Below are 24,001 nucleotides of genomic sequence, written 5' to 3'. Positions count from 1 at the left end.
TGAGGAGAATTTGCGCAGGCCCGTTCACTGATGCTTGATCGGTGGCGTGAAAAGCCGCTTCGGCGGCTACTCTTCCTGGAACAGATTGATCTGCTGCTGCGCCAGATCCTTCGGCGCGTCGAGGCCGAGATGGCGCCAGGCGTTGGCGGTCAGCATGCGGCCGCGCGGCGTGCGCTGGATGAAGCCCTGCTGGATCAGATAGGGTTCGATAATGTCCTCGATGGCGTCGCGCGGCTCGGACAGGCCCGCCGCGATGGTCTCGATGCCGACCGGCCCGCCGCCGAAATTGCGCGCGATCATGCCGAGATAGCGGCGGTCGAGCGCGTCGAGCCCGAGTGCGTCGACTTCGAGCCGGGTCAAGGCCTCGTCGGCGATCAGGCGGTCGACATGGCCGTCACCGGCGACCGAGGCGAAATCGCGCACGCGCCGCAACAGCCGTCCGGCAATGCGCGGCGTGCCGCGCGCGCGCCGCGCGATCTCGAGCGCGCCGTCGTTGCCGAGCGGCATCTGCAGGATGCGCGCGCCGCGCCGCACGATCTGCTCCAACTCCTCGACCGTGTAGAAGTTGAGCCGCACTGGAATGCCGAAGCGGTCACGCAATGGATTGGTGAGCAGGCCGAGCCGCGTGGTGGCTGCCACCAGGGTGAACCGGGCAAGGTCGATCTTGACCGAGCGCGCCGCCGGTCCCTCGCCGATGATCAGGTCGAGCTGGAAATCCTCCATCGCCGGGTAGAGGATTTCCTCCACTGCCGGGTTGAGCCTGTGGATCTCGTCGATGAACAGCACATCGCCTTCTTCGAGATTGGTCAGCAGCGCCGCGAGATCGCCTGCCTTGGCGATGACCGGCCCGGAGGTGGAGCGGAAATTGACGCCGAGCTCACGCGCCATGATCTGCGCCAGCGTCGTCTTGCCCAGCCCCGGCGGCCCGACGAACAGCACATGGTCGAGCGCCTCCTTGCGGCCCTTGGCGGCCTCGATGAACACTTTGAGATTGGCCCGCACCGCCGCCTGGCCGACAAAATCGTCGAGCGTCTGCGGCCGCAAGGTCTGTTCGGCATCCTCGCCGCGCTTTTCCGGTGCAATGAGACGGGGGGAAAGGCTCATGCCAGCAATTCCATGCTTGCAATGGCCCTTGCAGCCCGCAGATCGAAAGTGACTGTGTGGGAACAGCCCGCATTTCGGTTGTGTTCGGCGATGAGCGCATCGGCAAAGTCAACCTGCGGCATGTTGGACCTTTCGAGCGCGATCACGATGGCATCGAAATCCTCGAAAACCAGCGTTCTGATTTTCAGCAGTCTTTGAATTGCCGCCAGGACTTGTTCCCTGGACATCCTGTAGCGAGAAATCAGCGACCAACTGAACTCGACCAGGACGATCAGGCTGACAAAGCCTGGGGTATCCTCACTAAGGCCTTTGCCGAAAGCCAAGGCTTTTGCCCTTTGCTCGGCATCATCGTTCAGCACCATTCGAAGCAGAACGTTCGTATCGATGCCTATCGACGTCACGCGTCGCCCTCATGCCCGCCCTTCGGCGCGTCCCCGACAACATGCCGTCCAACCGCGTCCCGAACCGCTGCATCGATTTCCTCGAGCGAAGCCGGGCCGCCGGGCGGATCTCCCAGGAATCCCGCTAGGTCGACAAAGTCGAGATTGCGTGGCGTCCCGATCAAGTAGCCATCCACTACCGTCCAGGCGATCATGTCACCCGCCTTCAGCGACAGCGCATCCCTGACGTCCTTCGGGATGGTAAGCTGGCCTTTCGATGTCAGGCTTGCGCAAGCACCCATTGTCTTACTTTCTGAGAAATTACTTACAAAGCATATTGTAGTTGGAATTTTGTTTTCAAGCAATCACCGTGCCAATTCCTTCAGTCCGAAGCGAATCAGTTTCGAGGCATCTGCGTCCTCACCCGCCGTCTTCAGCGCCGCCGATATCGCATTGGCGGCGGTGTCGCGCGAATAGCCGAGATTGACCAGGGCCGAGACAGCGTCGGTGATCGGCGCCGGCGCCACGCCTTCACCGAGTTCCTGCTTCAGGCCGATCGTGCCCGAAGCGGCACCGGCATAGGCCGGCGCCTTGTTCTTCAATTCGGTGACGATGCGTTCGGCCACCTTCTTGCCGACGCCAGGGGCGCGGGAAATCATGGCGATGTCGCGCAGTGCAATGGCATTGGCGAGGTCGGCCGGCGCCAGCGTCGACAGGATGGCCAGCGCCACCTTGGCGCCGACACCCGGCACGTTGTTCATCAGCAACCGAAACCATTCGCGCTCGAGCTGCGACTGGAAGCCGTAGAGCCGGATCATGTCCTCGCGCACATAGGTCTCGATGAACAGCACCACCGCCTCGCCGGGCGAAGGCAGCGCGGCGAGCGTGCGCACCGAGCAATAGGCGACGTAGCCTACGCCGTGCACGTCGACGAGGCAGAAATCCTCGTCGACCTCGTCGAGCGTACCCATGAGCTTGCCGATCATCCCCAACAGCCTCTCATGATGCCAATGCCGCCAGCCGATAGGCAGCACTCTGCCGGTGATGCGCGTGGCAGATCGCGATGGCCAGCGCGTCGGCGGCGTGTTCGGTGTCGAAGATCGCCTTCGGCAGCAGCACCTTCACCATCATGTGGATCTGCTTCTTGTCGCCGTGGCCGACGCCGATCACCGCCTTCTTCACCGCATTGGGCGCATATTCGGCGACGACGAGGCCCGCCCGCGCCGGGACCAGCATGGCGATGCCGCGTGCCTGGCCGAGCTTCAGCGTCGCAACGGCGTCCTTGTTGACGAAGGTCTGTTCGACGGCGGCCTCATGCGGCATGGCCTGATGCAGGACTTCGGCGAGCCCGTCATGCAGTTGGCAGAGCCGCGTCGCCAGCGCCGCCTTGTCCTCGGAGCGCACGGTACCCGAAGCGACAAAACGCAACGAATTGCCGAGGCTCTCGACGATGCCCCAGCCGGTGCGCCTGAGCCCCGGATCGATACCGATGATGCGAATCGCGTCCCCCATCCGGTGACTTTACCCCCGGCGGACAGCGATGCCAGCGAAATGTGAACAAACCGGAAACAACCCTTGCAATTTCAAGGGGAGCGATTGCGAAATCGCTTAATTGCGGGCGAACGCCGTGTTGAGCAGGCTGATCTGGTCCGAGACCGGATTGGGTCGGCGAGCGACGGGCTGCACGTCGACCACCGCGCCGGCGCCGTAGATCTCTTCATCCATGCGGCGCACCAATGCCTGCAGGCGCAGCGACCGGTTGACGAGGTCGAGGAAATCATTCGGCAGTTCGGCCCAGCCGGCCGCCTCGTCATGGGCGGAAGCGGTGTCGAGGCGCACCTTGGACTTTTCCGATGCGACCTGGTCGCGGGTCATCTCGCCGGAATTCGCCGCGCGCTGCAAAAGCAGCCACGAGGCGACCTGCATCAGCCTGGTGGTCAGCCGCATCGATTCGGCCGCGTAGAGCGTGGCCGCCAGCCGCGACAGTTTCTTGGCCTCGGCCCGGCCCTTGCCGTCGAGATACTCCGCCGCCTGTTCGACCAGTCCCATGCCTTCCTGGTAAAGCGGTTTGAAGGAGTGCGAAAAAACCCGGCGCTCCGCCAGCTTCACGGTTTTCGCAATGCCCTTCGAAGGCTCGTTCATTGATAACGCCCCTGCACTTGCAATCGGCCGATTCGGCTCTCTGCCGATACACCCGAGACCCTATAAGACTGAAGCTTGAAAATGCGCTTCGTCCGGGGTGAAGGCAAGCACATGTTTAACAGAAGGTTAACAGCGCTCGGCTGTGCGGGATACCGCCGGAATTCGGACAAAAAAAGAGCCGCGGATAAGGCGGCTCTCAGGAGTTTAACAGGGAGGCGTCAAACAAAGTGGCTCCAACCACTCGGTAAGAATCCAGATCACTGGATGGACATAGTAAACGCCTGTAAAGCTTAATGAACCCTTAACACCCCTGATATTTTTTGACCCAATGCCGTGTTTCTGTGCCGTAACAGCACAGCCGCACAGGCCAGGTTTCAGCCTTCACTCAGGCCTTTTTCCACACCACCGGCAAGGCAATGAAGGCGAACAGCAGCATGCCTGCGTAGAAGCCGATCGACGATATCCCGAGCAACGGCTCGATCCCCGGATTTCCGGCAAGCAGTATATAAAGGCCGATCATGAGCCCGATGCCGCTGATTGCCGTCAGCCAGAAATGGACGAGGGCCAGTGTCTTTTGCCCGGCTGCCGGAAACAGGTGGTAAAAGAACGCGAAGACCGCCGACATCAGCCAGCCAGCCACCATCGTGTGGGCGTGGGTCGGCATCTGGCCGTGGTCGTCGCTGATGGCCATGTGGATGCCGAGTGCCATGCCGCACAGCGCATAGATGATCGCCAGCGTGAAGAAATTCCGTGCTGTCCCTTGCATATTAGTCCCCCGAATTGCCTTTTCCCAAGCTGGGAATGAGTTGATCGTCAGGCCAGCGCCGTCGCCGCCGGACTTCCAGCGTCGGCACTAGCATCGGCATTGTTTCCGGACGATGTCGCGTCCCCCGACACTGCCGACATAGCAGAAAACCGGGCGGTGCGTTCATCATATTAGTTGCTCCTTTCGTTATCCGGCAGTCTGAAACACAGCCGGTTTTCCGCGACATCGTACCGAAACAGCCGCGGCGCTAAACGCTGCGACATCTGATCGGCGGGCGGGCAATGGCACGCGCCGCCAGGGGCATCGGGGAGAAAGCCATGGATTGGTATTCCATCGTCAAATTGCTGCACATCCTTTCGGCGACGCTTTGGGTCGGCGGCGGCTTCACGCTGATGGTGCTGGCGACGCTGGCGGATCGTGCCGGCAACATCCAGGGAACGCTGCAGGCGATGCGCGCCACCGGCGAGTTGGGCAACCGCTTCTTCGCGCCGATGTCGATGCTGACATTGGCCTTCGGATTGATCATGTGCTCGTTCTGGGTCGGCTTCTCCGATCTCTGGGTCCTGATCGGCCTTGCCGGCTACGCCACGACCTTCTGCATCGGCATGTTCGTTTTCAAGCCGACCGCCGACCGCATGGCCGCGATGATCGCCAGGGACGGCGTGACGCCCGCAGCCCTTGCCTGTGGCCACCGCATCCTGCGGGCGGCTCGCTTCGATTATGCGGTCATGCTTGTCATCATCACCGACATGGTTCTGAAGCCGACCCTGCACGACTTCGCTGTCCTGGCGGGCATGGTGCTGGTCCTTGCCGCCGGTGCCGCGATGGCGCTCGGCCGGCCAAGACGCATGGTGCCAAGCGCCGCCTGATGCGGGCTGGAATGCGCTACATGAGGCCGGCGATCCCGTCCCACAGGAGCTTCACGGCCACGACCGCCACGGTCGCATAGGTGAAGGGATAAAAGATCTCCGGCCGCATCCGCCGCACCAGCCATGCACCGGCAATGGTCGACAACGGCGCCAGCGGCATCAGCACCGCCGATGCCGTCAGATTGGCGGTGTCGAACTGGCCGAGCGCGAAATAGGGGATGAGCTTCAGCGCGTTGGTGGCGGCAAAGAAGATCGCTGCCGTGCCCGACAGCACCTTGGGGTCGAGCCGGATGGGCAAGGCATAGACCTGGAAGGGCGGGCCACCGACATGGGCGACGAAGCTGGTGAACCCGGCGACAGTGCCCCATAGGGCCGCGGCCACGCGATTGGGTTCGGCCGCATGGTCGGAACCATGACGAAATTGCAGGTAAAGCCAGCGCAGCACGAAGATGATGGCAACGGCGCCGACGATGAGCCGCACCGCTTCCTCGGTGACCAGTGCCGCCGTCAGCCAGCCAAGCCCGATGCCAACGACGGCGCCCGGCATCATGTCGACCAGCATCTTGCGGTCGTACACGCCCCACCACGTCCACACCGAGACGATGTCCATAAGGCACAGGATAGGCAGCAGGATGGCGGCCGCTTGGACCGGCGGCATGGTCAGCGCCATCAGCGGCACGCCGACGAAACCGACGGCGCCGCCGAAGCCGCCCTTGGACAGGCCGACCAGAATGACCGCCGGGACGGCGGCCGCGTAGAACCACGGATCGAGAAGCAGGTCTGACATGGGAGGGACTGGTCTGGAGGGAAGCGCGTCGACGCCTGAATAACCCAGAATCGTCTGCTCGGCGATCGCAAATATGGGCTGGCCGCGACCGGCCCGGCTAACGGGCTTCGAGCACCTATCGGCGCGCCGAAACCAGCAGGAACATCGGCCGCTCGAGCTCTTCCGCAAGGTCCGGCATGGCCGCGATCTGCGCGTCCGTTGGACGGAATTCCTCGACATGCTCGATTGTGAAACCCGTGCGGATCAGCGTGTTGAGCGTGGTGCCGATGGTGCGGTGATGTTTCACCACCCCCTTGGCCAGCCAGTCGGTCTTGCGTGGCCCTTCCACCAGATACCGGTCGACAGGCCAGGTCTTTTTCCCCTCCCCATCGATCGACCAGCCCGGATTGGTCGGCGTCATGTAGATCGGATGCTCCGTCGAGAAGACGAAATGGCCGCCGGGCGACAGGGCCTGGTGCACGGTCCTGAACAGGCGCGCAATATGCTCGACATAGTGCAAGGCGAGCGAGCTGTAAGCGAGATCGAAGCCGCTTTGCGGCAGGCTTAGCTGGTCGAGGTTGGCCCTCTCATAGGTGATGCCGGTGTCCGGGCCGGCGGCCCTCGCCCGGGCCAGCATCTTCTCCGACAGGTCCAGCCCAAGGACGTCGGCCGCGCCTTGATCGTGCGCCCAGCGGCAGAACCAGCCGAAGCCGCAGCCGAGGTCGACGATCCTCAGGCCTGCGACATCAGGCAGCATCGCGCGAAGCGCCGGCCACTCGGCGGCGCCTTCGAGGCCTTCGACCGAGCGGCCAAGCTGGCTGTAGCCCGCGAAGAAATCCGGTTGATCGTAAATGTTCTGCGCCATGTTTTTCTCGCTCTTCAGACAGGCACCTGGCGGAAGACTGACATTTGGTGGACTGGCCGCGCCTTTCCACCACGGCCACGCGGTGTCAAGCCCCTGAGCCCGACGGCAACCCCAGGGGCGGCGGTCGCCGCCGGATCGGCTGTGCCTTGATGATGGCGGTGCTGGTCTCGGCCTTGTCGGCGATACGGTCGAGAATGCCGTCGAGGTCGCCGATCGAGCGCACGTACAGCCGGGCGACGAAACAGTCATCTCCCGTCACCTTGTCGCATTCGCCGAACTCTTCAATCTCCTCGATCAGCTTCTGGACGATGTGCAGCTTGCCCGGCAAAGGTTTGATCCGCACGATCGCCTGAAGCGTATAGCCGAGCGCCAGCGGGTCGATCTCGACGGTGAACGCCCGGATGACGCCCCGTTCCTCGAGCCGCCGCAGACGCTCCGAAACGCTCGGCGACGACAGCCCGACCTGGGCCGCCAGATCCTTCAGTGAGGTTCGCGCATCCCTGACAAGGATTTCCAGCAGATTTCGGTCGAGATCGTCCAGCATTTATCTTTCTCATGGTTCTCGAGGAGTAGCCTAATATAATTAGGCAGCTGCCTCATATCGCCTTTTCCAAAAGATGGAAAGCTCTCACATCGCGTGAGATTATGCCGCATCAACGGGTTCAGAGGCTTATCATGAACGATACTGTACGCGGCACGGTCGAAATGTCGGCGGCAATGGCGATCCTGGGAACGATCGGATGGTTCGTCATCATGTCCGGTCAGCCGATCATGGATGTGGTGTTCTGGCGCTGCGCGTTCGGCGCGCTGACGCTGCTCATCATCTGCGCTTCGCTTGGATTGTTGCGCACCAGGCTGTCGTTGCGCGTCATCGGCCTCGCGGCACTGGGCGGCGCGGCGATCGTCATCAACTGGCTGCTCCTGTTCAGCGCGTTCTCGCGCGCCTCCATCTCGATCGCCACCGCGGTCTACAACACGCAGCCCTTCATGCTGGTCGGCTTCGGCGCGCTGTTGTTCGCCGAGCGGCTGACATTGACCAAGCTGACCTGGCTGGCAATCGCCTTCGCCGGCATGGTGCTGATCGTCGGGGCCGCCCCCGATGCCGGCGATGTCGGTACGAACTATTTCGCCGGCATTCTGATGGCCCTGGCCGCCGCCTTCTTCTGGGCTGTCGCCGCCATCGTCACCAAGAAGCTCAAGGGCACGCCGCCGCATCTGATCGCACTCATCCAGGTCTGCGTCGGCGTAGTCATGCTGGCGCCCTTCGCCAATCTCTCGCATCTTCCGGCCGATCCATGGAGCTGGGCCATGCTGGCGACGCTCGGCATCGTCCACACCGGCCTGATGTACATCCTGATGTACGGCGCCATCCAGAAGCTGCCGACGCATCTGCAGGGATCGCTGTCCTTCATCTATCCGGTCGTTGCCATCCTGGTCGATGTCACCGCTTTCGGCCATCGGCTGCATCTCAGCCAGGTCGTCGGCGCCGCCGCCATCCTGATCGCCGCCGCCGGCATGAATCTCGGCTGGACATTGTGGAAACCGAGACCGTCCGCCGCGAGCCCACAGCCGACCAAGTAAGGCGACACACTGGCTACCCAGGTCAAAGATCCCGATCCTGGCTGCCCGCCTGTTCAAAGCGGGCAGTTTGCTCTATGCCGCAATCCAACCATCTTCGCCCGGCATAGGCGAAACCCGGGATCGAAGAACCATGAATGACGCAACGCCCCCCAACCGCTGCCGCATCGTACTGATCGCGCCGCCCGGCGTGCCGGCCACCCGCATCGCTGCCGCGTTCGACGGCGGCGACGTCGCCTCGCTGATCCTGCCCGAGAACGGCATGGACGAGGCCTCCTTCCAAGCGTTCGCCGAACAGGTCGTGCCAGCCGCGCAGGCCGCGGGCGTGGCCGTCATCATCGCTGGCGACACCCGCATCGCGGGCCGGGTCCAGGCCGATGGCATCCATGTCGAGGTTTCCAAGGCCGAGCTTGCCGAGACGATCGAGCATTTCCAGGTGAAAATGATGGTCGGCGCCGGCGGCGCCAAGACCCGCGACGACGCGCTGGAGCTCGGCGAGGCCAGGCCCGATTACATTTTCTTCGGCCGCTTCGGCTACGACAACAAGCCCGAGCCGCATCCGCGCAATCTGTCATTGGGGCAATGGTGGGCGCAGATGATCCAGATCCCCTGCATCGTCGAGGCCGGTTCCGATCTTGCCTCCGTCGAAACGGTGGCAGCCACACGCGCCGAATTCGTCGCGCTGTCGAGCGCCGTGTTTGCCGATGGCGTCGATCCGAAGGCGGCAATCACCCGGGCCAATGCGCTGCTCGACGAAACAGCGCCGCGCTTCGAGGATTGACGTGTCCCTGGCAAGGCTTTCCCTTCAGGCCCTGCTTGCGGCGGTGATGATCCAGGCCGCCGCCGCCGAAACTATGCCCTTGCCGCAGCCCAAGCCTGACACCGGCGTGCACACCGACAAGCCGATCGAAAACCAGCTGCCGCAGCCCGCCACCACGGCGGAGCCCGCACCGCTGCCCTCGGCCGACAGCGTCAATCCCGATCGTTTCGGCGCCAAGCCGGCCGACGCCGCCTATGGCGCCTTCCAGCGCGGGCTCTACAAGACCGCCTACAATCTGGCGCTGGTCCGTGCGCAGAATGGCGACCCGGCGGCGCAGACGCTGGTGGCCGAGATCCTGTCGCGTGGCTTGGGTGTGCCGTTGAACTCGGCCGAGGCCGCGAAATGGTACGCGCTTGCCGCCGAGCAGGGCGTGCCCGAATCGCAGTTCCAATATGCGCTGATGCTGCTCGACGGCCGCTACGTCAAGAAGGACACGAAGGGGGCCTATGCCTTGATGCAGGCCGCCGCCGAAGCCGGCAACCAGCTGGCGCAATTCAATTTCGCGCAGATGCTGGTCCAGCAGGATCCCGGCGACGCCGGCCTGGCCAAGGCGGTTTCCTATTATGAGCGCGCAGCGGCGACCGGTCTCGCCGATGCGCAATACGCCATGTCGCAGATCTATGCCAACGGCGTCGGCGGCAAGCCGCGCGACGATGCGCAGGCACGGCGGCTGCTGGCGCAGGCCGCCCGTCAGAACTACGACACCGCGCAGATCGATCTCGCCGCCTGGATGATCGAGGGCCGCGGCGGCGCGCGCGACCTGAAATCGGCTTTCGGCTGGACGAAGCAGGCCGCCGAAGGCGGCAATGTCGCGGCCCAGAACCGCCTGGCAAAACTCTATATGCAAGGCATCGGCACCGATCCGGACCTCGTGCTCGCCGGTGCCTGGTACATCGTCGCCCGCCGCGCCGGCCTCATCGATCAGGAGATGGACGATTTCCTGCAAGGGCTGAGCGACGACCAGACCAAGCAGGCCCTGCAGAAGGCGAACCGGTTGCCCTGAGGGCAGCGCGCACGCTCATTGCATATGATGCAGGACGACTTTGCCAAAGGACGGGCCGTGTTCGAGCCTCGACGTGACAGCATTCCGCGCTTCGGCTGATACTTGGCCCGGCACGCTTGCTCAGCGTCAGCTTGCCTCTTCGGGTGTTTTGTGGTCTTGGGAGCCGAAATCGCTTTTTCCAGCGAAAGTCTCATTCCCGGATCCAATCATCATGGCCAAGATCAATGGCAACGAAATCCGTCCCGGCTATGTCATCGAACACGATGGCGGCCTCTGGGTGGCGGTCAGGACCAACACCGTCAAGCCCGGCAAGGGCGGCGCCTACAACCAGGTCGAACTGAAGAACCTCATCAACGGCACCAAGCTCAACGAGCGCTTCCGTTCGGCCGAGACGGTCGAGCAGATCCGGCTCGACCTGAAGGACTTTTCCTTCCTCTACGAGCAGGAAGACGCGCTGGTGTTCATGGACACGCAAAGCTACGAGCAGCTCGAATTGAACAAGGATTTCGTCGGCGACCGCGCCGCGTTCCTGCAGGACGGCATGATGGTGACGGTTCAGCTCTACGAGGAGCGGCCGATCGGCATTTCGCTGCCCGACTATGTGACGCTGACCATCACCGAGGCGGATCCGGTGGTGAAGGGCCAGACGGCGGCGTCCTCCTATAAGCCGGCGGTGCTGGAAAACGGCATTCGCGTGCTGGTGCCGCCCTTCATCGGCGCCGGCGAACGCATCATCGTCGACACCAACGAAATCACTTACGTGCGCCGCGCCGACTGATGCATGTCGCCCGGAAGTGACCCCGGTTGTGGGTCACCGACATGCATCGAGACAGAGTTTAAAGCGCCGCACCAGGAAGAAGCACTATGGCACGCTCCGCCCTCCTCAACGTCATGGTCCAGGCCGCAATGAAGGCCGGCCGCTCGCTGTCGCGCGACTTCGGCGAGGTCCAGAACCTGCAGGTCTCGATGAAGGGTCCCGGCGACTATGTCAGCCAGGCCGACCGCAAGGCCGAGGACATCGTTTTCGCCGAGCTGTCGAAGGCGCGCCCGGGCTACGGCTTCCTGATGGAAGAGCGCGGCGCCATCGCCGGTGATGACAGCCAGCACCGCTGGATCGTCGACCCGCTCGACGGCACCACCAATTTCCTGCACGGCATTCCGCTTTTCGCCGTCTCGATCGCGCTCGAGCGCCAGGGCCAGATCGTTGCCGGCGTCATCTACAATCCGGCCATGGATGAGCTCTATACGACCGAACGCGGCGGCGGCGCCTTCATGAATGATCGCCGCCTGCGCGTCGCCGGCCGCACCAAGCTTGTCGACACGGTGATCGGCTGCGGCGTGCCGCATCTCGGCCGCGGCCACCACGGCAATTTCCTTGTCGAACTGCGCAACGTCATGGCCGAGGTCTCCGGCATACGCCGCATGGGCTCCGCCTCGCTCGATCTTGCCTATGTCGCCGCCGGACGCATGGACGGGTTCTGGGAAGTCGGCCTGTCGGCCTGGGACATCGCCGCCGGCCTGCTCTTGATCCGCGAAGCGGGCGGCTTCGCCTCCGACATGGATGGCGGACAGGACATGCTCGACACCGGCACGGTCGTCGCCGGCAACGAGATCATCCAGCGCGCATTGCTGAAGACGGTGAAAAAGCCGCTCTCGCCGCGCTGAACCGCCGCAGTCGTAAAACCGCAAACAAAGCTTGAAATACTGTCCGTCGGTCGCCCAGATTAGGGTGATGCAGGACGATAGATGACCAACACCCCGCCACAGATCGACATCCCGTTCATCGGACGCTGGCACTATTCGCGCGCCGAGATGATCGCCGACGGGGTCGTCCATGCTGTCGGGATCGTGCTGGCGATCGCGGCCGGTTCGGCGCTGCTGGCGCTCGCCGCCTGCCGGGTCGGGCCCGGCGAATACATCGCAGCCGCCTTCTATGTCGTCTCGCTGCTTACGGTGCTCTCGGTATCGCTGACCTACAATCTGTGGCCGGTGACGTCGCCCGCGAAATGGATCCTGCGACGTTTCGATCATGCCGCGATCTATCTCTTGATCGCCGCCACCTACACACCCTTTCTCGCCCAGTTGGGAAACTCGCCGCTGGCGCGCTGGATGATCGTTCTGGTCTGGGCCGCGGCGGCAACGGGCATTGCCATCAAGGTGTTCTTCCCCGGCCGCTTCGACAGGCTGGCGATCGTCTTCTACCTTGCCATCGGCTGGAGCGGCATCGTCCTCGTCAAACCGCTCGTCGAGACGCTGCCGACCACGTCGATCGTGCTCATCGTCGCCGGTGGCGTCGTCTATTCCTGCGGCGTGATTTTCTTCGCCTGGAAGGCGCTGCGCTTCCACAACGCGCTCTGGCACGGCTTCGTCGTCACCGGCGCCAGCCTGCATCTGGCGGCCATGGTCGATTGCCTGGTCATCAATCGCCTTTGAAGCGTCGGCTCCAAGCCGCCTGTGGCAATATTGCCAAGCACCATTCAATTTGGTCACAATTCCGTTTAGAGTCGCCAGCAACGTGATCGGCGGCAGCGGCATCGGAAACGGGGCACGGATGGCTTTACTCAGATCCTTCGGCATGGGCAGGCGCTCCGACGTGCTCATCTACGATCCGCACAAATTGTCGAGCCCGCAGGTTTTTCTGCTGACCATGGTCATCTTCCTGGCCATCGTCGCCTTCATCGTCGCCATCCTGACCCGCCAGGTCACGACGGCATTCGTCACCAATCCCGGCCTCAACGGCCTGATCGTCGGCGTACTCGTGGTCGGTATCCTGCTGGCCTTCACGCAGGTCGGGCGGCTGTTTCGCGAGGTGCGCTGGGTCAACTCCTTCCGCGCCGGCTCGGAGACCACGGAACCGGTGCTGCTGGCGCCTATGAAGGCGATGATAGGACGCTCGTCGTCCATGGCCTTTTCGACCAGTTCGATGCGTACCATGCTCGATTCCATCGCCACGCGCCTCGACGAGAGCCGCGACACCTCGCGCTACCTGGTAGGCCTGCTGGTGTTCCTCGGCCTGCTTGGCACCTTCTGGGGCCTGTTGAACACGATCGGCTCGATCCGCGAGACCATCCAATCGCTCGATCCCGGCACGGGTGATGCCGCGGCGGTGCTCGATTCGCTGAAGCAGGGCCTGTCGGCGCCGCTGGCCGGCATGGGCACCGCCTTCTCGTCCTCGCTGTTCGGCCTGTCCGGCTCGCTCGTGCTCGGCTTCCTCGACCTGCAGGCCGGCCGCGCCCAGACGCGCTTCTACACCGAACTCGAAAACTGGCTGTCCTCGGTCACCGACCTGTCGTCCGACATCGTCGTTTCCGACCCGGCCAGGACCGAACCCTCCGACGAAATCCGGCTGCTGTCGGAACGGCTGCGCAGCATGCAGGAGAATGGCGGCGGCTCCAACCCGCGCGTCGCCACCGCCATGGCCAATCTCGCCGACGGCATTTCCGGCCTGGTCAAGAACATGCGTTCCGAGCAGCAGATCATGCGCGATTGGGTCGAAGCCCAGTCCGACGAGCAGAAGGCGATGCGCAACACGCTGGAAAAGATCGCCGACGCGCTGAAGAAGCCCGGGGTGCACTAGCATGGCGCTTGCCAGGGGCCGGCGTACCGATCGCCGCATCGACTATTGGCCGGGCTTCGTCGACGCGCTGTCGACGCTGTTGCTCGCCATCATGTTCCTGCTCACCGTTTTCGTGCTGGCGCAGTTCCTGCTCGGCCGCGAAATCTCCGGCAAGGACACGGCACTGTCGCGCCTCAACTCCCAGATCAACGAACTGACCCAGCTTCTGGCGCTGGAGCGCTCGACGACGCAGGACAAGCAGGATTCGCTCGCCAATCTGCAGGCATCGCTGTCGGCGGCGCAGGCGGAGAAGAGCCGGCTCGAACAGTTGCTGGCACAAGGTGCCGGCGCGGGCGACGCCGCCAACCAGCGTGCCGCGCAGTTGGGCGGTGAACTCGACAACCAACGCCAGATCAGCCAGCAGGCGCTGAGCCAGGTCGAGATCCTCAACCAGCAGATCGCGGCCTTGCGCAAGCAGATCGGCGCGCTCGAGGATGCCCTCAACGTCTCCGAAACGCGCGATCGCGATTCCAACACCAAGATCGCGGATCTCGGCCGTCGCCTGAACGTGGCGCTGGCGCAGCGCGTGCAGGAATTGAACCGCTACCGTTCCGATTTCTTCGGGCGCCTGCGCGAAATCCTCGCCGACCGCGAGAACATCCGCATCGTCGGCGACCGCTTCGTGTTCCAGTCGGAAGTGCTGTTCCCGACCGGCTCGGAAGTGATCAACGATGCCGGCAAGGTCGAAATGAAGAAGCTCGCCGACGCCATCATCGAATTGCAGAAAGAGATCCCGCCGGAGATCAACTGGGTGCTGCGCGTCGACGGTCACACCGACAACAAGCCGCTGTCCGGCAATGGCCGTTACCGCGACAATTGGGAACTGTCGACGGCGCGCTCGACCTCGGTGGTCAAGTTCCTGATCGAGAACGGCGTGCCGGCCAACCGGCTGGTCGCCGCCGGCTTCGGCGAGTTCCAGCCGCTCGATCCCGCCGACACCGACGAAGCGCGCAACAAGAACCGCCGCATTGAACTGAAGCTCACCGAACGGTGATCCATCATCACGCGCTCTCACGCGAAATTGTTCGCCGGCTCAACTCTAGGGCGCAGAAAGCGACCAGCAAGGCCTGAAAAGATTATCTTTTTTTAATTACACTTCGCCCGGAAGCGCTCCTAGCTTGTTGCTCAGGGCCGAGAACCGCCGGCGATGTCTCCCCATCGCGACGCGACGGAACCGGACGGCCCACGTCCGGAACACGGAGCGGCAAGGCCGCTTCCTTCCGATCAAAAGGAGGCGCCGTCATGCGCTCTTCAGCCTCTCTCAAGACTGCAACCCTTGCCGCAATTCTGATCGCCGCCCCGCTTGCCGGAGCCTATGCCGCGGGCCACCACAAGGGGGCACTCGATGCGACCGATCCGACTGCCATGACAGGCCCGCGCGTCGCGGCGCTCGTTGAGCAGGTTCAGGGTGTCCATCAGGGCATCGTCGACGCCAGGCGAGCCAACAACATCGTCCCGGCCGTCGCGGAGCGCCTGGAAATGCGAACGGCCCGTATCGGTCAGGCCGCCGAGAAGATAGCCGCGTCGGATCATGGCAGGATACCGGCCGCGCAATACCATGACCTGCTGCGCCGGCTCGACAATGTCGATCAGCGTCTGATGCTCGACACCGGCAGCGGTTTCCTGATTGGCGATGGCTCCGACGGCGGAAAATATCCGAACGGTTGAGGCCATCCTGCCTTGAAAGGTCCAAGAGGAAGGGACCAACTGGCGCCTTCGGGACCCCAATCCCGCGGGCGTCCTTTTTCCTCACCAGTCCACCTTGCCTACCAACCGAGCCAGATCGCGATCAGGGCGACCACCGCCGGCACGGTCTGGATGTAAAGGATCATGCGGCCGACCGTCGCCGCGCCATAGAGACCTGCAATGGCTACGCACGACAGAAAGAAGACCTTGACCTGGAAACCGGCGGCGCCGAGGGTGAGCCCCCAGATCAGACCGGCGGCGAGAAATCCGTTGTAGAGCCCCTGATTGGCGGCGAGCACTTTGGAGGCGCTGGCGAATTCCGGCGTCAGGCGGAATGTCTTGTGCCCGCGCGGCGTATCCCAAAGCACCATCTCGAGATAGACAATGTAGACATGGATCGAGGCCACCAGCCCGACCAGAATGTTGCCGATCATTCTGCTCCCCCTGCACGCGTCGCCGGCAGCATTTCATGCTCGACCTCGCCTGCGCAAGCTGCATCTACCGGATGGTATCGGAGGGTTGCCAACGCTTTTGCCTTGGTGTCTTTTCGCGCCGTCCTCAATCACGGAAGCCGCCATGTCCTTTCACAAACTCGACGACCTCGGTCACAAGCTGGAAGCGCTTGAACATGCGCTGGCCATCCTCGGCGCCGATGAAGCAACGCACATGGCGGTCGGCGGTGGCGAGAAGCGCGCCGAAGCGATGGCCGCCCTGGCCGGCATGTATCACACCAGGGCGACCGCGCCGGAAATATCGGACTGGATCGCGGCCGCCGAAGGCGAGGCACTGGACAATGAGCAACGAGCGGCTCTCGCCGAACTGCGGCGGCAATACACCAACCTGACCTGTCTGCCGGTCGAATTCGTCGAACGCCAGACGACGGCGCGCATGCGTTGCGAGCAGCTATGGCGCGACCTGCGCGCCAAGAACGACTGGGCTGGCTTCCAGCCGGCGCTCGAGGGCGTGGTGGCGCTGGTGCGCGAAGAGGCAGCCCTGCGCTCCGACGTGCTCGGCCTTGCCCCCTATGATGCGCTGATGGAACAATATGACCCCGGCAACCGCACGGAGGACATCACCCCCGTCTTCGCCGACCTGAAGGCCTTCCTTAGAGGCTTCGTGCCGGAGGCGCTGGCGATCCAGGACGCGCGGCTGCGCAAGCATCCGTTGAAGCCGCTTGCGGGCACCTATGCCATCGACCGCCAGCGCGAACTCGGCCTTGCCATGATGGCGGCGGTCGGTTTCGACCTGACGCATGGCTCGCTGTCGGTGTCGCACCATCCGTTCTGCGGCGGCGTGCCGAGCGACGTGCGCATCACCACCCGCTACAAGACATCGGATTTCCTGTCGGCGCTGATGGGCGTGCTGCATGAGACCGGCCATGCGCTCTATGAACAGAACCTGCCCAAGGCATGGTCGCACTGGCCGCTCGGCAAGGCCCGCGGCATGGCCGTGCATGAAAGCCAGAGCTTGTTCGTCGAAAAGCAGATCGGCCGCAATCCCGCCTTCTGGCACTGGGCGCTGCCGGTGGTGGAAAAGCATCTCGGCGAAGCCTGGTCGCTCGATGATCTTCTGCCGCATGTGCATCGCGTCGAGCGCGGCCTGATCCGCGTGGATGCCGACGAGGTGACCTATCCCCTGCATGTTATCCTGCGCTACGAACTGGAGCAGGAACTCGTCTCGGGCAGGCTGGAGGTGGCTGATCTGCCCGAAGCCTGGGATGCCAAGATGCGCGACTATCTCGGTCTCTCCACCATTGACAATCCGGCCGATGGGCCGATGCAGGACGTGCACTGGCCGGGTGCCGCCTTCGGCTATTTTCCCTCCTACACGCTGGGCGCGATGATGGCGGCGCAGCAATGGGCCGCGCTGGTGCGCGAACATCCTTCAGCCGACGACGACCTTGCGAAAGGGAATTTCGCGGCCATCAACGACTGGCGCCGCAAGAAGATATGGTCGCAGGGGTCGCGCTGGTCGACGCCTGACCTGCTCGAACGCGCCACCGGCGAAAGACTCAACGCCACGTATTTCACGGAGCATTTGCGCAAACGATATGGAACCGCGTGAGGCGACAGCTGTAGTCGCCGGCCGAAAAGCGCCCGCTATTCCGCCGCGCCCCTGAAGGCACTGGCGCCGGTCTCGAATTGCAGCTTGGCCAGCCGCGCGTAGATGCCGCCCTTGACGACAAGGCTCTGATGCGTGCCTTCCTCGACGATGCGGCCGCCATCCATGACCAGGATCCTGTCGGCCTTGAGCACCGTCGCCAGCCGGTGGGCGATGACGATGGTGGTGCGGCCCTGCATCAACCGCTCGAGCGCCGTCTGCACCAGCGTCTCGCTTGCGGCGTCAAGCGCCGAGGTCGCCTCGTCGAGCAGCAGGATCGGCGCGTCACGCAGGATGGCGCGGGCGATCGCCACCCGCTGGCGCTGGCCGCCCGACAGCGTCACGCCGCGCTCGCCGACCTGGCTGTCATAGCCTTTCTCGAGCTTGAGGATGAATTCGTCGGCCAGCGCATCCTTCGCCGCCGCCTCGATCTCGGCCTCGCTGGCACCTGGTCGGCCAAAGCCGATATTGTCGCGCGCGCTCGCCGCGAAGATGGTGACGTCCTGCGGCACGATGGCGATGCGCTGCCTGACCGAGACGGGATCGGCCTCGCGCACGTCGACGCCATCGATCAGGATCTGGCCGGTTTCGGGATCATAAAAGCGCAGAATCAGCGAAAAGACGGTGCTCTTGCCGGCACCGGAGGGACCGACGATGGCCACCGTCTCGCCGGGCTTGACCGAAAAACTCAAGCAGTGGACGGCGGCGCGGTCGGGCCTCGCCGGATAGGAGAAGGAGACGTCATCGAAGACGATCGCGCCCTGGTCGGCCGCCGGCATCGGCTTCGGATCGGCCGGAGCCTGGATTGCCGGCGTCTCGGCCAGTATCTCGGTCAGCCGTTCGGCGGCACCGGCTGCTTGCGCGAGTTCGCCCCAGACTTCCGACAGTGCGCCGAGCGCGCCAGCGGCAAACACCGAATAGAGCAGGAACTGGCCCAGTGTGCCGGGTGACAGATTGCCGTCGAGCACGTCGCGCGAGCCGAACCACAGCACCGCAACGACCGACGAGAAGATCGTGAAAATGGCAAAGAAAGTGAGGAAGGAGCGCGCGAAGATCGAGGCGCGTGCGGCTTCGAAGGCGGCTTCCACCGCGCCCGAAAAGCGTCCGGTGACCAGTTTCTCGTTGGTAAAGGCCTGCAGCGTGCGCACCGCGCCTATCTGCTCGCTGGCATAGGCTGTCGCCTCGGCGAGTGTGTCCTGCGCCTGCCTTGACTTGCGCCGCACGGAGCGGCCGAAGGCGACCAGCGGCAGCACGATGATCGGAATGGCCGCTATGACCAGGCCTGACAGTTTCGGGCTGGTGACAACCATCATCCCGAGAGCGCCGAGGCCGAGGATGACGTTGCGCAGAGCGACCGAGGCCGTGGCACCTACCGCCGACTTGACCTGCGTGGTGTCGGCGGCGAGCCGCGACACGATCTCGCCCGACTGGGCGGTGTCGAAGAAGGCCGGCGACAGCGTCGTCACATGAGCGAAAACGTCGCGCCTGATATCGGCGACGACGCGCTCTCCAAGCGTGATGACGAAATAGTAGCGGCCGGCCGAGGCGGCCGCCAGCACGGCGGCCATCGCCACCAGCGCTGCAAAGTATTCGGCGATGAAGGTCGTGTTGGACGACGAGAAGCCGTGATCGATCATGCGTCGTACGGCCAGCGGCAATGTCAATGTCGTTGCCGCCGCGATGACCAGCGAGATGATGGCGCCGACGACCAGCGTACGATAGTGCGCAATATAAGGGAACAGGCGCCTGAGCGGCTTGAGCGAGCGGCGGCGCTCGTCTGCGCTGCTGGATTGCTCCATCTCGGTGTTTCCTCTAGCCGCCTCAGCATATGCGCCTCAATATGCGCTAGCTGCGGCCTTGTGATTCAATTTCGGCTGATGTATAGCCACGCCGACCGTTTTAGAAGCCGTGGCTCCTCAATAGCTGCGGCTTCGAGTTTTAAAAAGGGGCGCATCGACGCAGGCTTATGCCAGTCAGCCGCGCCAGCAAGCCAGGAACCGAGCCATGAAGAGCGCTATTCATCCCGATTACCACACCATCAAGGTCGTCATGACCGACGGCACCGAATACACGACCCGTTCGACCTGGGGCAAGGAAGGCGATACGATGAACCTCGACATCGACCCGACCACCCACCCGGCCTGGACCGGCGGCCAGCAGACCCTGCTCGACCGCGGCGGCCGCCTGTCGAAGTTCAAGAAGCGCTTCGAAGGTTTCGGCCTCTAAGCCAGACTGCCTTCGCAGTTCAAAGACCCGCCCACGTGGCGGGTTTTTTGTTGACCTCAGTCCCCTGCCGTGGAACGCAATTGGTCACGGGAGGCGATATGTCCATTCTCGACGATCACCGATGGTCCAGTCTCAAGGGCGGATACAAGGTTACATATGATCCACGACCGGCCTTGCGAGCGCTGGCCGTCAGCTACGATGACGAGACAATCTGGAACGAACTCCTGAACGAATTGCACCATCAGGGAGACTTAGGAGACGCATCTTACGCCGCGATTCCCGAAATCGTTCGTATCTCCAGAGAACATGTTCCGGCGAATTGGCGAGTCTACGGTCTAGCCGCGATCATCGAAGAAGCGCGATTGCTCGACGACCGGAACCCGCCGATACCGGATTGGATCGAACCCCACTACAAAGCCGCCTGGCAGACGCTTTTCCATTTGGCGTTGAGGGATCTGGAAACCGAGGCATGTGAGACGGTCGTGACCTCCGCATTGGCGGTGGTCGCGCTCCATCGCGGTATGCTCAGTCTTGCCCGGACGATAATGTGTTCCGAGGATGAGCGAGCTGAAATGCTTCTGAATTATCTGGGTCGCTAGCCTTATGCCGCCAGCAGTTCCCTGAGCGCCATGCGCTTGTAGGCCGCGACCAGCCTGTCGCCCTCCTGCCGCTCGACCGAGATCGCCAGCCGCATAGCCGCCTCGCCCATCTGCCAGACGAGAAAGGCCGTCGTCTCCAGGGAGACGGGGTCGGCGCCGGGACGTAGCCGCTTCAGCACCGCACCGAGGAATTCGGCATTGGCCCGGCTGTCGGCAAGCTCGAGCTGGCGCAGCGCCTTGTCGGCCTGTGTGCCCGACCAGATGTCGCGCATCACCGGTTCGGCCAGGAACAGTCGGTAGTAGATATCGACCAGCTCCGAAAACGCTCGGCCCAGCCCCTCTGCATCCGTAACGTCCTTGAGCGCCGCCGAGATGCAGGCCTGACTTTCCACCGTATAGCGTTCGGCCAGCGCCCAGACGATCGCCCGCTTGTCCGGGAAGAACTGGTAGAGCGATCCTATCGACACCCCGGCCCGTTCAGCGACTTCCCCCATACGCATGGCATCGCTGCCTTGCTCGGCGATCAGCGCCGAGGCGGCGGCCAGCATGCGCTCGACCCGCTCGCGGCTGCGCTGCTGGCTTGGTGCCCGGCGCGGCGAAGCGATCTGCTCGTTGGCCGGTGTACCTTCCATGACTGTCTCCAACAAACGCGCTCGGCAAAATCGCCTCGAACGGCTTGACTCGCAAAATACGAGGGTTTATCACGTTTTGCAAATGTGAATATAACTCACATTTCCAAGCAGAGCAAACCGCCGCAACCGGCATCTGGAGCAACCGACATGATCGTCAAACTTCTTCCCACCCTCACCTTCATCGCGGCCCTGGGCGCAGGCGTGGTCGGCGGCGTGTTCTTCGCCTTCTCCAACTTCGTCATGCCGGCGTTCGCTCGCCTGCCGGCGGCGGGCGGCATCGCCGCCATGAATTCGATCAACGTCACCGTCATCACGCCGATGTTCATGACGGCGCTCTTCGGCACCGGGCTGGTCTGCATCGTGCTCATCGCCGGCGCCATCATCGGCTGGAGCCAGCCGGGTTCGTTCTGGCTTCTGGCCGGCGCGCTGATCTATCTCGCCGGCAACCCGATCGTCACCATGGTCTTCAACGTGCCGCTCAACGATGCGCTGGCCGCCGTCGATCCGGCCAGCAGCAATGGCGCCGCGGTATGGACCGACTATCTCAGGAACTGGGTGATGTGGAACCACGTTCGCACCGTCACCGCCATCTTGGCCATGGCATCCTTCTGGTTCGCCTCGCGTTGACATGTTTGCGGGCCGCCCATCCGGGCGTCGTGGCGGCCACATTTTCGGGAGAAGAGCCGTGAACGATCCTTATTCGACCATGGCCATCGGCATTGCAATCGGGGTCGGCCTCGGCGCTGCCCTTGGCGCGGCGATGGATGACCCCGCCGTCGGTGTCGGCATGGGCATGGCGATCGGCGCCGGGATCGGTGCCGTTTTCGGAAAGAAGCGCGGCAAATGATCGTCCTGCTTTCGCGGGAAGATCTCAGCTCTTCTTGCGGTCGGCGTGACCGAGATCACGATCCGGATCGATCACGTCACGGACCAACTGCTTGAGTTTCGCCGCGTCCGGAAAGCCGCCGTCGCGCTTGCGATCCCAGACCAGCACATCGTTGCACGAGATGGTGAAGATGCCGCCGGTGCCCGGCACCAGCGTCACTTCGCCGAGATCGGTGCCGAAGGTGGAGAGCAGCTCCTGCGCCATCCAACCGGCACGCAAGAGCCACTGGCATTGCGTGCAGTAGGTGACGGCGACGCAAGGCTTCCCCGACGCGTTCATTGGTCCGTCTCGAGAACGCGCACGGTCGTGCCGGCGGCCCGGTCATGTATTGGCTCGTTGCCGAATGCGATGGCCAGCGCGATCCAGCATGGCCAGAGAAAAGCTAGGGCAGACGCGGCGAAGGCGATTACGATTTCCAGTCGGGAATAGTTCAGCACGGGTGCCGGAACGGTTTTCCAGGTCTCGAAAGCAAAGAAAGCTCCGACCAGCGTGGCAGGCAGATAGCCCAAGAATTTTACCACCTGCCGACGAACGGCTTTTTGCAAAGCGAGGCCTTCCCTATGCCAATCCAATTCGTCATGGACGAAGAGTGCCAGGATCCCCTTGCCAAGCGAACGGCTGAAAGCCCCCTCCATAACAAGAAGATAGGTCGCCAAGACTAGCACTTGGAGGAAGCCTAGATCCAGTGCCGCAGGTCGAAATTTTCCGTTTGAATCAAGGTCTATCGAAAGCGTTGAGACTGCCTTCGATTGAGGGTCTGTGCTTGTGCCGGCTGCCCATCTGGCCACCGGAAAACCGAAGAAGGATGTTGCACAAACCTGCCAATCGTAGCGGGAAAGTAAAGGATCGACTGTTCCGTTCAGACTGGCGGACTGGCACGTTTTCCAGTTCAGCCAAAAGCTGCCTTTCACACCGCCGTCGGTCAACAGAAACAAGGCCGCAACCAGCGAATAAAGAGCGACGAAGATGACGAGATAGTCGATAAGCGAAGCGAACAGCCGTCGCCAAAAGCCACCGCGCCGAGGCCAAGCAATCGCATTGGCAAGTTGAATCCCTTCGTCAGTCATCTCCCCTCCCGCCGACAACTGACCCATCTATACTTTAGGCAAGGACTCCTTGGCTATATGTCCGCGTACACTTCCGCCCGCGCGGCGCTCTGCAACTCACGCCGCGCTGAGCTTGGCCAAGGTTTCGTCGTCGACTTCGAAGTTGGCGTAGACGCTTTGCACGTCGTCATCGTCCTCGAGCGTCGCAACCAGCTTCATCAGCGACTGCGCCCGCTCTTCGTCGACCGGGACATTGTTCTGCGGCTTCCAGATCGCCTTGACCGATTCGGCCTCGCCGAGCGAGGCTTCAAGTGCCTTGGACACCTCGCCGAGAGTCTCGAAGGCGCAATAGATCGTGTGGCCTTCCTCGTCCGATTCGACATCGTCGGCACCGGCATCGATGGCCGCGTCCATGATCTTGTCGGCACTGCCAGCCGAAGCCGGATAGTAGATTTCGCCGGCGCGGTCCCACATGAACGACACCGATCCGGTTTCGCCGAGCGCCCCGCCGGCCTTGGTGAAGGCGGCACGGACATTGGATGCCGACCTGTTGCGGTTGTCGGTCAGCGCCTCGACGATCACGGCGACGCCACCCGGCCCATAACCTTCGTAGCGCACGGCTTCGTAGTTTTCGGCATCGCCCATCGAGGCCTTGTTGATGGCGCGCTGGATGTTGTCCTTCGGCATCGACACCGCCTTGGCGTTCTGGATCGCCAGGCGCAACCGCGGGTTCATCGATGGATCGGGCGTCCCGCTCTTGGCGGCAACGGTGATTTCGCGCGCCAGCTTGGAAAACATTTTCGACCGCACCGCATCCTGACGGCCCTTGCGGTGCATGATGTTCTTGAACTGTGAATGGCCAGCCATGGCACCCCTGTCGTGTTCGGCTAGAGCGTCCTGCCGCGAGATGCGTCACC

31 protein-coding genes are annotated in these 24,001 nt (G+C 63.2%); 15 read left to right on the top strand and 16 right to left on the bottom strand.

Annotation, left to right across the window (positions count from 1 at the left end):
* Positions 1 to 66: 66 nt before the first annotated feature.
* From ruvB to FJ970_RS06410, 7 genes are all read right to left on the bottom strand, one after another.
* A complete protein-coding gene (gene ruvB, locus FJ970_RS06440; RefSeq protein ID WP_140754756.1) occupies positions 67 to 1,104 on the bottom strand; it encodes a Holliday junction branch migration DNA helicase RuvB in 1,038 nt (345 codons plus the stop codon).
* Positions 1,101 to 1,505, bottom strand: coding sequence for a PIN domain-containing protein (locus tag FJ970_RS06435; RefSeq protein ID WP_210243022.1), 405 nt, complete (start codon positions 1,503 to 1,505; stop codon positions 1,101 to 1,103). The genes ruvB and FJ970_RS06435 overlap by 4 nt, the downstream gene beginning before the upstream one ends.
* Entirely contained in the window at positions 1,502 to 1,786 is a 285-nt protein-coding gene (locus FJ970_RS06430) for an AbrB/MazE/SpoVT family DNA-binding domain-containing protein (protein WP_140754758.1), read from the bottom strand. Before FJ970_RS06430 ends, FJ970_RS06435 begins: the two co-directional genes overlap by 4 nt.
* A gap of 63 nt (positions 1,787 to 1,849) precedes the next feature.
* Positions 1,850 to 2,470: a Holliday junction branch migration protein RuvA gene (gene ruvA, locus FJ970_RS06425; protein WP_140754760.1), complete on the bottom strand. Its 621-nt coding sequence runs from the start codon at positions 2,468 to 2,470 to the stop codon at positions 1,850 to 1,852.
* A gap of 13 nt (positions 2,471 to 2,483) precedes the next feature.
* A complete protein-coding gene (gene ruvC / locus FJ970_RS06420) occupies positions 2,484 to 2,996 on the bottom strand; it encodes a crossover junction endodeoxyribonuclease RuvC (protein ID WP_140754762.1) in 513 nt (170 codons plus the stop codon).
* 96 nt (positions 2,997 to 3,092) lie between these two features.
* The gene (locus FJ970_RS06415; protein WP_140754764.1) at positions 3,093 to 3,626 is read right to left on the bottom strand and encodes a DUF1465 family protein; all 534 of its coding nucleotides are present in this window, start codon (positions 3,624 to 3,626) and stop codon (positions 3,093 to 3,095) included.
* 385 nt (positions 3,627 to 4,011) lie between these two features.
* Positions 4,012 to 4,392, bottom strand: a complete 381-nt coding sequence (locus tag FJ970_RS06410) for a hypothetical protein (protein ID WP_140754766.1) — start codon at positions 4,390 to 4,392, stop codon at positions 4,012 to 4,014.
* A gap of 317 nt (positions 4,393 to 4,709) precedes the next feature.
* On the opposite strand from FJ970_RS06410, the gene FJ970_RS06405 reads away from it, so the two are divergent.
* Positions 4,710 to 5,261, top strand: a complete 552-nt coding sequence (locus FJ970_RS06405; RefSeq protein WP_140754768.1) for a DUF2269 family protein — start codon at positions 4,710 to 4,712, stop codon at positions 5,259 to 5,261.
* Positions 5,262 to 5,277: 16 nt separating this feature from the next.
* Here FJ970_RS06405 and FJ970_RS06400 read toward each other — a convergent pair whose 3' ends face one another.
* The 3 genes from FJ970_RS06400 to FJ970_RS06390 form a co-directional block, all read right to left on the bottom strand.
* Positions 5,278 to 6,048, bottom strand: coding sequence for a sulfite exporter TauE/SafE family protein (locus tag FJ970_RS06400; RefSeq protein ID WP_140754770.1), 771 nt, complete (start codon positions 6,046 to 6,048; stop codon positions 5,278 to 5,280).
* Positions 6,049 to 6,163: 115 nt separating this feature from the next.
* Positions 6,164 to 6,892 (bottom strand): class I SAM-dependent methyltransferase, encoded by a 729-nt coding sequence (locus tag FJ970_RS06395; RefSeq protein ID WP_140754772.1) that lies wholly within the window; start codon positions 6,890 to 6,892, stop codon positions 6,164 to 6,166.
* Between the two features lie 85 nt (positions 6,893 to 6,977).
* On the bottom strand, positions 6,978 to 7,436 hold the full coding sequence (locus FJ970_RS06390) for an Lrp/AsnC family transcriptional regulator (RefSeq protein WP_140754774.1): 459 nt from the start codon (positions 7,434 to 7,436) through the stop codon (positions 6,978 to 6,980).
* Positions 7,437 to 7,567: 131 nt separating this feature from the next.
* Between FJ970_RS06390 and FJ970_RS06385 the strand changes: the two genes are divergently transcribed.
* From FJ970_RS06385 to FJ970_RS06345, 9 genes are all read left to right on the top strand, one after another.
* Positions 7,568 to 8,473: a DMT family transporter gene (locus FJ970_RS06385; RefSeq protein WP_140754776.1), complete on the top strand. Its 906-nt coding sequence runs from the start codon at positions 7,568 to 7,570 to the stop codon at positions 8,471 to 8,473.
* Positions 8,474 to 8,603: 130 nt separating this feature from the next.
* A complete protein-coding gene (locus FJ970_RS06380; RefSeq protein WP_140754778.1) occupies positions 8,604 to 9,251 on the top strand; it encodes a thiamine phosphate synthase in 648 nt (215 codons plus the stop codon).
* 46 nt (positions 9,252 to 9,297) lie between these two features.
* Positions 9,298 to 10,293: a tetratricopeptide repeat protein gene (locus tag FJ970_RS06375; protein ID WP_415752039.1), complete on the top strand. Its 996-nt coding sequence runs from the start codon at positions 9,298 to 9,300 to the stop codon at positions 10,291 to 10,293.
* Between the two features lie 211 nt (positions 10,294 to 10,504).
* Positions 10,505 to 11,071, top strand: a complete 567-nt coding sequence (efp, locus tag FJ970_RS06370; RefSeq protein ID WP_027141779.1) for an elongation factor P — start codon at positions 10,505 to 10,507, stop codon at positions 11,069 to 11,071.
* A gap of 86 nt (positions 11,072 to 11,157) precedes the next feature.
* A complete protein-coding gene (locus FJ970_RS06365; protein ID WP_140754782.1) occupies positions 11,158 to 11,958 on the top strand; it encodes an inositol monophosphatase family protein in 801 nt (266 codons plus the stop codon).
* Positions 11,959 to 12,039: 81 nt separating this feature from the next.
* Positions 12,040 to 12,726: a PAQR family membrane homeostasis protein TrhA gene (trhA, locus tag FJ970_RS06360; protein ID WP_140754784.1), complete on the top strand. Its 687-nt coding sequence runs from the start codon at positions 12,040 to 12,042 to the stop codon at positions 12,724 to 12,726.
* A gap of 118 nt (positions 12,727 to 12,844) precedes the next feature.
* On the top strand, positions 12,845 to 13,870 hold the full coding sequence (locus FJ970_RS06355; protein WP_140754786.1) for a MotA/TolQ/ExbB proton channel family protein: 1,026 nt from the start codon (positions 12,845 to 12,847) through the stop codon (positions 13,868 to 13,870).
* A 1-nt stretch (position 13,871) separates the two neighbouring features.
* Complete coding sequence (locus FJ970_RS06350; RefSeq protein WP_140754788.1) at positions 13,872 to 14,903, top strand: peptidoglycan -binding protein; 1,032 nt, start codon at positions 13,872 to 13,874, stop codon at positions 14,901 to 14,903.
* A 248-nt stretch (positions 14,904 to 15,151) separates the two neighbouring features.
* Positions 15,152 to 15,577, top strand: a complete 426-nt coding sequence (locus FJ970_RS06345) for a hypothetical protein (RefSeq protein ID WP_140754790.1) — start codon at positions 15,152 to 15,154, stop codon at positions 15,575 to 15,577.
* Between the two features lie 98 nt (positions 15,578 to 15,675).
* Here FJ970_RS06345 and FJ970_RS06340 read toward each other — a convergent pair whose 3' ends face one another.
* Positions 15,676 to 16,029 (bottom strand): DUF1304 domain-containing protein, encoded by a 354-nt coding sequence (locus tag FJ970_RS06340; protein ID WP_140754792.1) that lies wholly within the window; start codon positions 16,027 to 16,029, stop codon positions 15,676 to 15,678.
* 142 nt (positions 16,030 to 16,171) lie between these two features.
* Between FJ970_RS06340 and FJ970_RS06335 the strand changes: the two genes are divergently transcribed.
* Positions 16,172 to 17,659, top strand: a complete 1,488-nt coding sequence (locus FJ970_RS06335) for a carboxypeptidase M32 (protein WP_140754794.1) — start codon at positions 16,172 to 16,174, stop codon at positions 17,657 to 17,659.
* A gap of 35 nt (positions 17,660 to 17,694) precedes the next feature.
* On the opposite strand, the gene FJ970_RS06330 is transcribed toward FJ970_RS06335, so the two are convergent.
* On the bottom strand, positions 17,695 to 19,494 hold the full coding sequence (locus FJ970_RS06330; protein ID WP_140754796.1) for an ABC transporter transmembrane domain-containing protein: 1,800 nt from the start codon (positions 19,492 to 19,494) through the stop codon (positions 17,695 to 17,697).
* 205 nt (positions 19,495 to 19,699) lie between these two features.
* On the opposite strand from FJ970_RS06330, the gene rpmE reads away from it, so the two are divergent.
* Complete coding sequence (gene rpmE, locus FJ970_RS06325; RefSeq protein WP_010912060.1) at positions 19,700 to 19,921, top strand: 50S ribosomal protein L31; 222 nt, start codon at positions 19,700 to 19,702, stop codon at positions 19,919 to 19,921.
* A 98-nt stretch (positions 19,922 to 20,019) separates the two neighbouring features.
* Complete coding sequence (locus FJ970_RS06320) at positions 20,020 to 20,520, top strand: hypothetical protein (RefSeq protein ID WP_140754798.1); 501 nt, start codon at positions 20,020 to 20,022, stop codon at positions 20,518 to 20,520.
* Between the two features lie 2 nt (positions 20,521 to 20,522).
* On the opposite strand, the gene FJ970_RS06315 is transcribed toward FJ970_RS06320, so the two are convergent.
* On the bottom strand, positions 20,523 to 21,152 hold the full coding sequence (locus tag FJ970_RS06315; protein ID WP_140754800.1) for a TetR/AcrR family transcriptional regulator: 630 nt from the start codon (positions 21,150 to 21,152) through the stop codon (positions 20,523 to 20,525).
* A gap of 147 nt (positions 21,153 to 21,299) precedes the next feature.
* On the opposite strand from FJ970_RS06315, the gene FJ970_RS06310 reads away from it, so the two are divergent.
* Positions 21,300 to 21,779, top strand: a complete 480-nt coding sequence (locus FJ970_RS06310) for a DUF1772 domain-containing protein (protein ID WP_140754802.1) — start codon at positions 21,300 to 21,302, stop codon at positions 21,777 to 21,779.
* Positions 21,780 to 21,837: 58 nt separating this feature from the next.
* The gene (locus FJ970_RS06305; RefSeq protein ID WP_181178241.1) at positions 21,838 to 21,999 is read left to right on the top strand and encodes a hypothetical protein; all 162 of its coding nucleotides are present in this window, start codon (positions 21,838 to 21,840) and stop codon (positions 21,997 to 21,999) included.
* Between the two features lie 24 nt (positions 22,000 to 22,023).
* Here FJ970_RS06305 and FJ970_RS06300 read toward each other — a convergent pair whose 3' ends face one another.
* The 3 genes from FJ970_RS06300 to FJ970_RS06290 all read right to left on the bottom strand — a co-directional run bounded on the left by FJ970_RS06300 (position 22,024) and on the right by FJ970_RS06290 (position 23,951).
* On the bottom strand, positions 22,024 to 22,317 hold the full coding sequence (locus FJ970_RS06300) for a SelT/SelW/SelH family protein (RefSeq protein ID WP_140754803.1): 294 nt from the start codon (positions 22,315 to 22,317) through the stop codon (positions 22,024 to 22,026).
* Positions 22,314 to 23,105, bottom strand: a complete 792-nt coding sequence (locus FJ970_RS06295; protein ID WP_181178219.1) for an RDD family protein — start codon at positions 23,103 to 23,105, stop codon at positions 22,314 to 22,316. Before FJ970_RS06295 ends, FJ970_RS06300 begins: the two co-directional genes overlap by 4 nt.
* A 96-nt stretch (positions 23,106 to 23,201) precedes the next feature.
* Positions 23,202 to 23,951: a YebC/PmpR family DNA-binding transcriptional regulator gene (locus FJ970_RS06290; RefSeq protein WP_140754807.1), complete on the bottom strand. Its 750-nt coding sequence runs from the start codon at positions 23,949 to 23,951 to the stop codon at positions 23,202 to 23,204.
* Positions 23,952 to 24,001 lie beyond the last annotated feature (50 nt).

Origin of the sequence: Mesorhizobium sp. B2-1-8 (assembly GCF_006442545.2) — a bacterium.
Classification (GTDB): domain Bacteria; phylum Pseudomonadota; class Alphaproteobacteria; order Rhizobiales; family Rhizobiaceae; genus Mesorhizobium.
The sequence above is the reverse complement of the archived record's forward strand: the minus strand, read 5'-3'. Positions and strand labels throughout refer to the sequence as shown.

Bases quoted from the DNA above. Each gene is read 5' to 3' on its own strand.
- ruvB (WP_140754756.1), bottom strand. From the start codon at position 1,104: ATGAGCCTTTCCCCCCGTCTCATTGCACCGGAAAAGCGCGGCGAGGAT.
- FJ970_RS06430 (WP_140754758.1), bottom strand. From the start codon at position 1,786: ATGGGTGCTTGCGCAAGCCTGACATCGAAAGGCCAGCTTACCATCCCG.
- ruvA (WP_140754760.1), bottom strand. From the start codon at position 2,470: ATGATCGGCAAGCTCATGGGTACGCTCGACGAGGTCGACGAGGATTTC.
- ruvC (WP_140754762.1), bottom strand. From the start codon at position 2,996: ATGGGGGACGCGATTCGCATCATCGGTATCGATCCGGGGCTCAGGCGC.
- FJ970_RS06415 (WP_140754764.1), bottom strand. From the start codon at position 3,626: ATGAACGAGCCTTCGAAGGGCATTGCGAAAACCGTGAAGCTGGCGGAG.
- FJ970_RS06410 (WP_140754766.1), bottom strand. From the start codon at position 4,392: ATGCAAGGGACAGCACGGAATTTCTTCACGCTGGCGATCATCTATGCG.
- FJ970_RS06405 (WP_140754768.1), top strand. From the start codon at position 4,710: ATGGATTGGTATTCCATCGTCAAATTGCTGCACATCCTTTCGGCGACG.
- FJ970_RS06400 (WP_140754770.1), bottom strand. From the start codon at position 6,048: ATGTCAGACCTGCTTCTCGATCCGTGGTTCTACGCGGCCGCCGTCCCG.
- FJ970_RS06395 (WP_140754772.1), bottom strand. From the start codon at position 6,892: ATGGCGCAGAACATTTACGATCAACCGGATTTCTTCGCGGGCTACAGC.
- FJ970_RS06390 (WP_140754774.1), bottom strand. From the start codon at position 7,436: ATGCTGGACGATCTCGACCGAAATCTGCTGGAAATCCTTGTCAGGGAT.
- FJ970_RS06385 (WP_140754776.1), top strand. From the start codon at position 7,568: ATGAACGATACTGTACGCGGCACGGTCGAAATGTCGGCGGCAATGGCG.
- FJ970_RS06380 (WP_140754778.1), top strand. From the start codon at position 8,604: ATGAATGACGCAACGCCCCCCAACCGCTGCCGCATCGTACTGATCGCG.
- FJ970_RS06375 (WP_415752039.1), top strand. From the start codon at position 9,298: ATGATCCAGGCCGCCGCCGCCGAAACTATGCCCTTGCCGCAGCCCAAG.
- efp (WP_027141779.1), top strand. From the start codon at position 10,505: ATGGCCAAGATCAATGGCAACGAAATCCGTCCCGGCTATGTCATCGAA.
- FJ970_RS06365 (WP_140754782.1), top strand. From the start codon at position 11,158: ATGGCACGCTCCGCCCTCCTCAACGTCATGGTCCAGGCCGCAATGAAG.
- trhA (WP_140754784.1), top strand. From the start codon at position 12,040: ATGACCAACACCCCGCCACAGATCGACATCCCGTTCATCGGACGCTGG.
- FJ970_RS06355 (WP_140754786.1), top strand. From the start codon at position 12,845: ATGGCTTTACTCAGATCCTTCGGCATGGGCAGGCGCTCCGACGTGCTC.
- FJ970_RS06350 (WP_140754788.1), top strand. From the start codon at position 13,872: ATGGCGCTTGCCAGGGGCCGGCGTACCGATCGCCGCATCGACTATTGG.
- FJ970_RS06345 (WP_140754790.1), top strand. From the start codon at position 15,152: ATGCGCTCTTCAGCCTCTCTCAAGACTGCAACCCTTGCCGCAATTCTG.
- FJ970_RS06340 (WP_140754792.1), bottom strand. From the start codon at position 16,029: ATGATCGGCAACATTCTGGTCGGGCTGGTGGCCTCGATCCATGTCTAC.
- FJ970_RS06335 (WP_140754794.1), top strand. From the start codon at position 16,172: ATGTCCTTTCACAAACTCGACGACCTCGGTCACAAGCTGGAAGCGCTT.
- FJ970_RS06330 (WP_140754796.1), bottom strand. From the start codon at position 19,494: ATGGAGCAATCCAGCAGCGCAGACGAGCGCCGCCGCTCGCTCAAGCCG.
- rpmE (WP_010912060.1), top strand. From the start codon at position 19,700: ATGAAGAGCGCTATTCATCCCGATTACCACACCATCAAGGTCGTCATG.
- FJ970_RS06320 (WP_140754798.1), top strand. From the start codon at position 20,020: ATGTCCATTCTCGACGATCACCGATGGTCCAGTCTCAAGGGCGGATAC.
- FJ970_RS06315 (WP_140754800.1), bottom strand. From the start codon at position 21,152: ATGGAAGGTACACCGGCCAACGAGCAGATCGCTTCGCCGCGCCGGGCA.
- FJ970_RS06310 (WP_140754802.1), top strand. From the start codon at position 21,300: ATGATCGTCAAACTTCTTCCCACCCTCACCTTCATCGCGGCCCTGGGC.
- FJ970_RS06300 (WP_140754803.1), bottom strand. From the start codon at position 22,317: ATGAACGCGTCGGGGAAGCCTTGCGTCGCCGTCACCTACTGCACGCAA.
- FJ970_RS06295 (WP_181178219.1), bottom strand. From the start codon at position 23,105: ATGACTGACGAAGGGATTCAACTTGCCAATGCGATTGCTTGGCCTCGG.
- FJ970_RS06290 (WP_140754807.1), bottom strand. From the start codon at position 23,951: ATGGCTGGCCATTCACAGTTCAAGAACATCATGCACCGCAAGGGCCGT.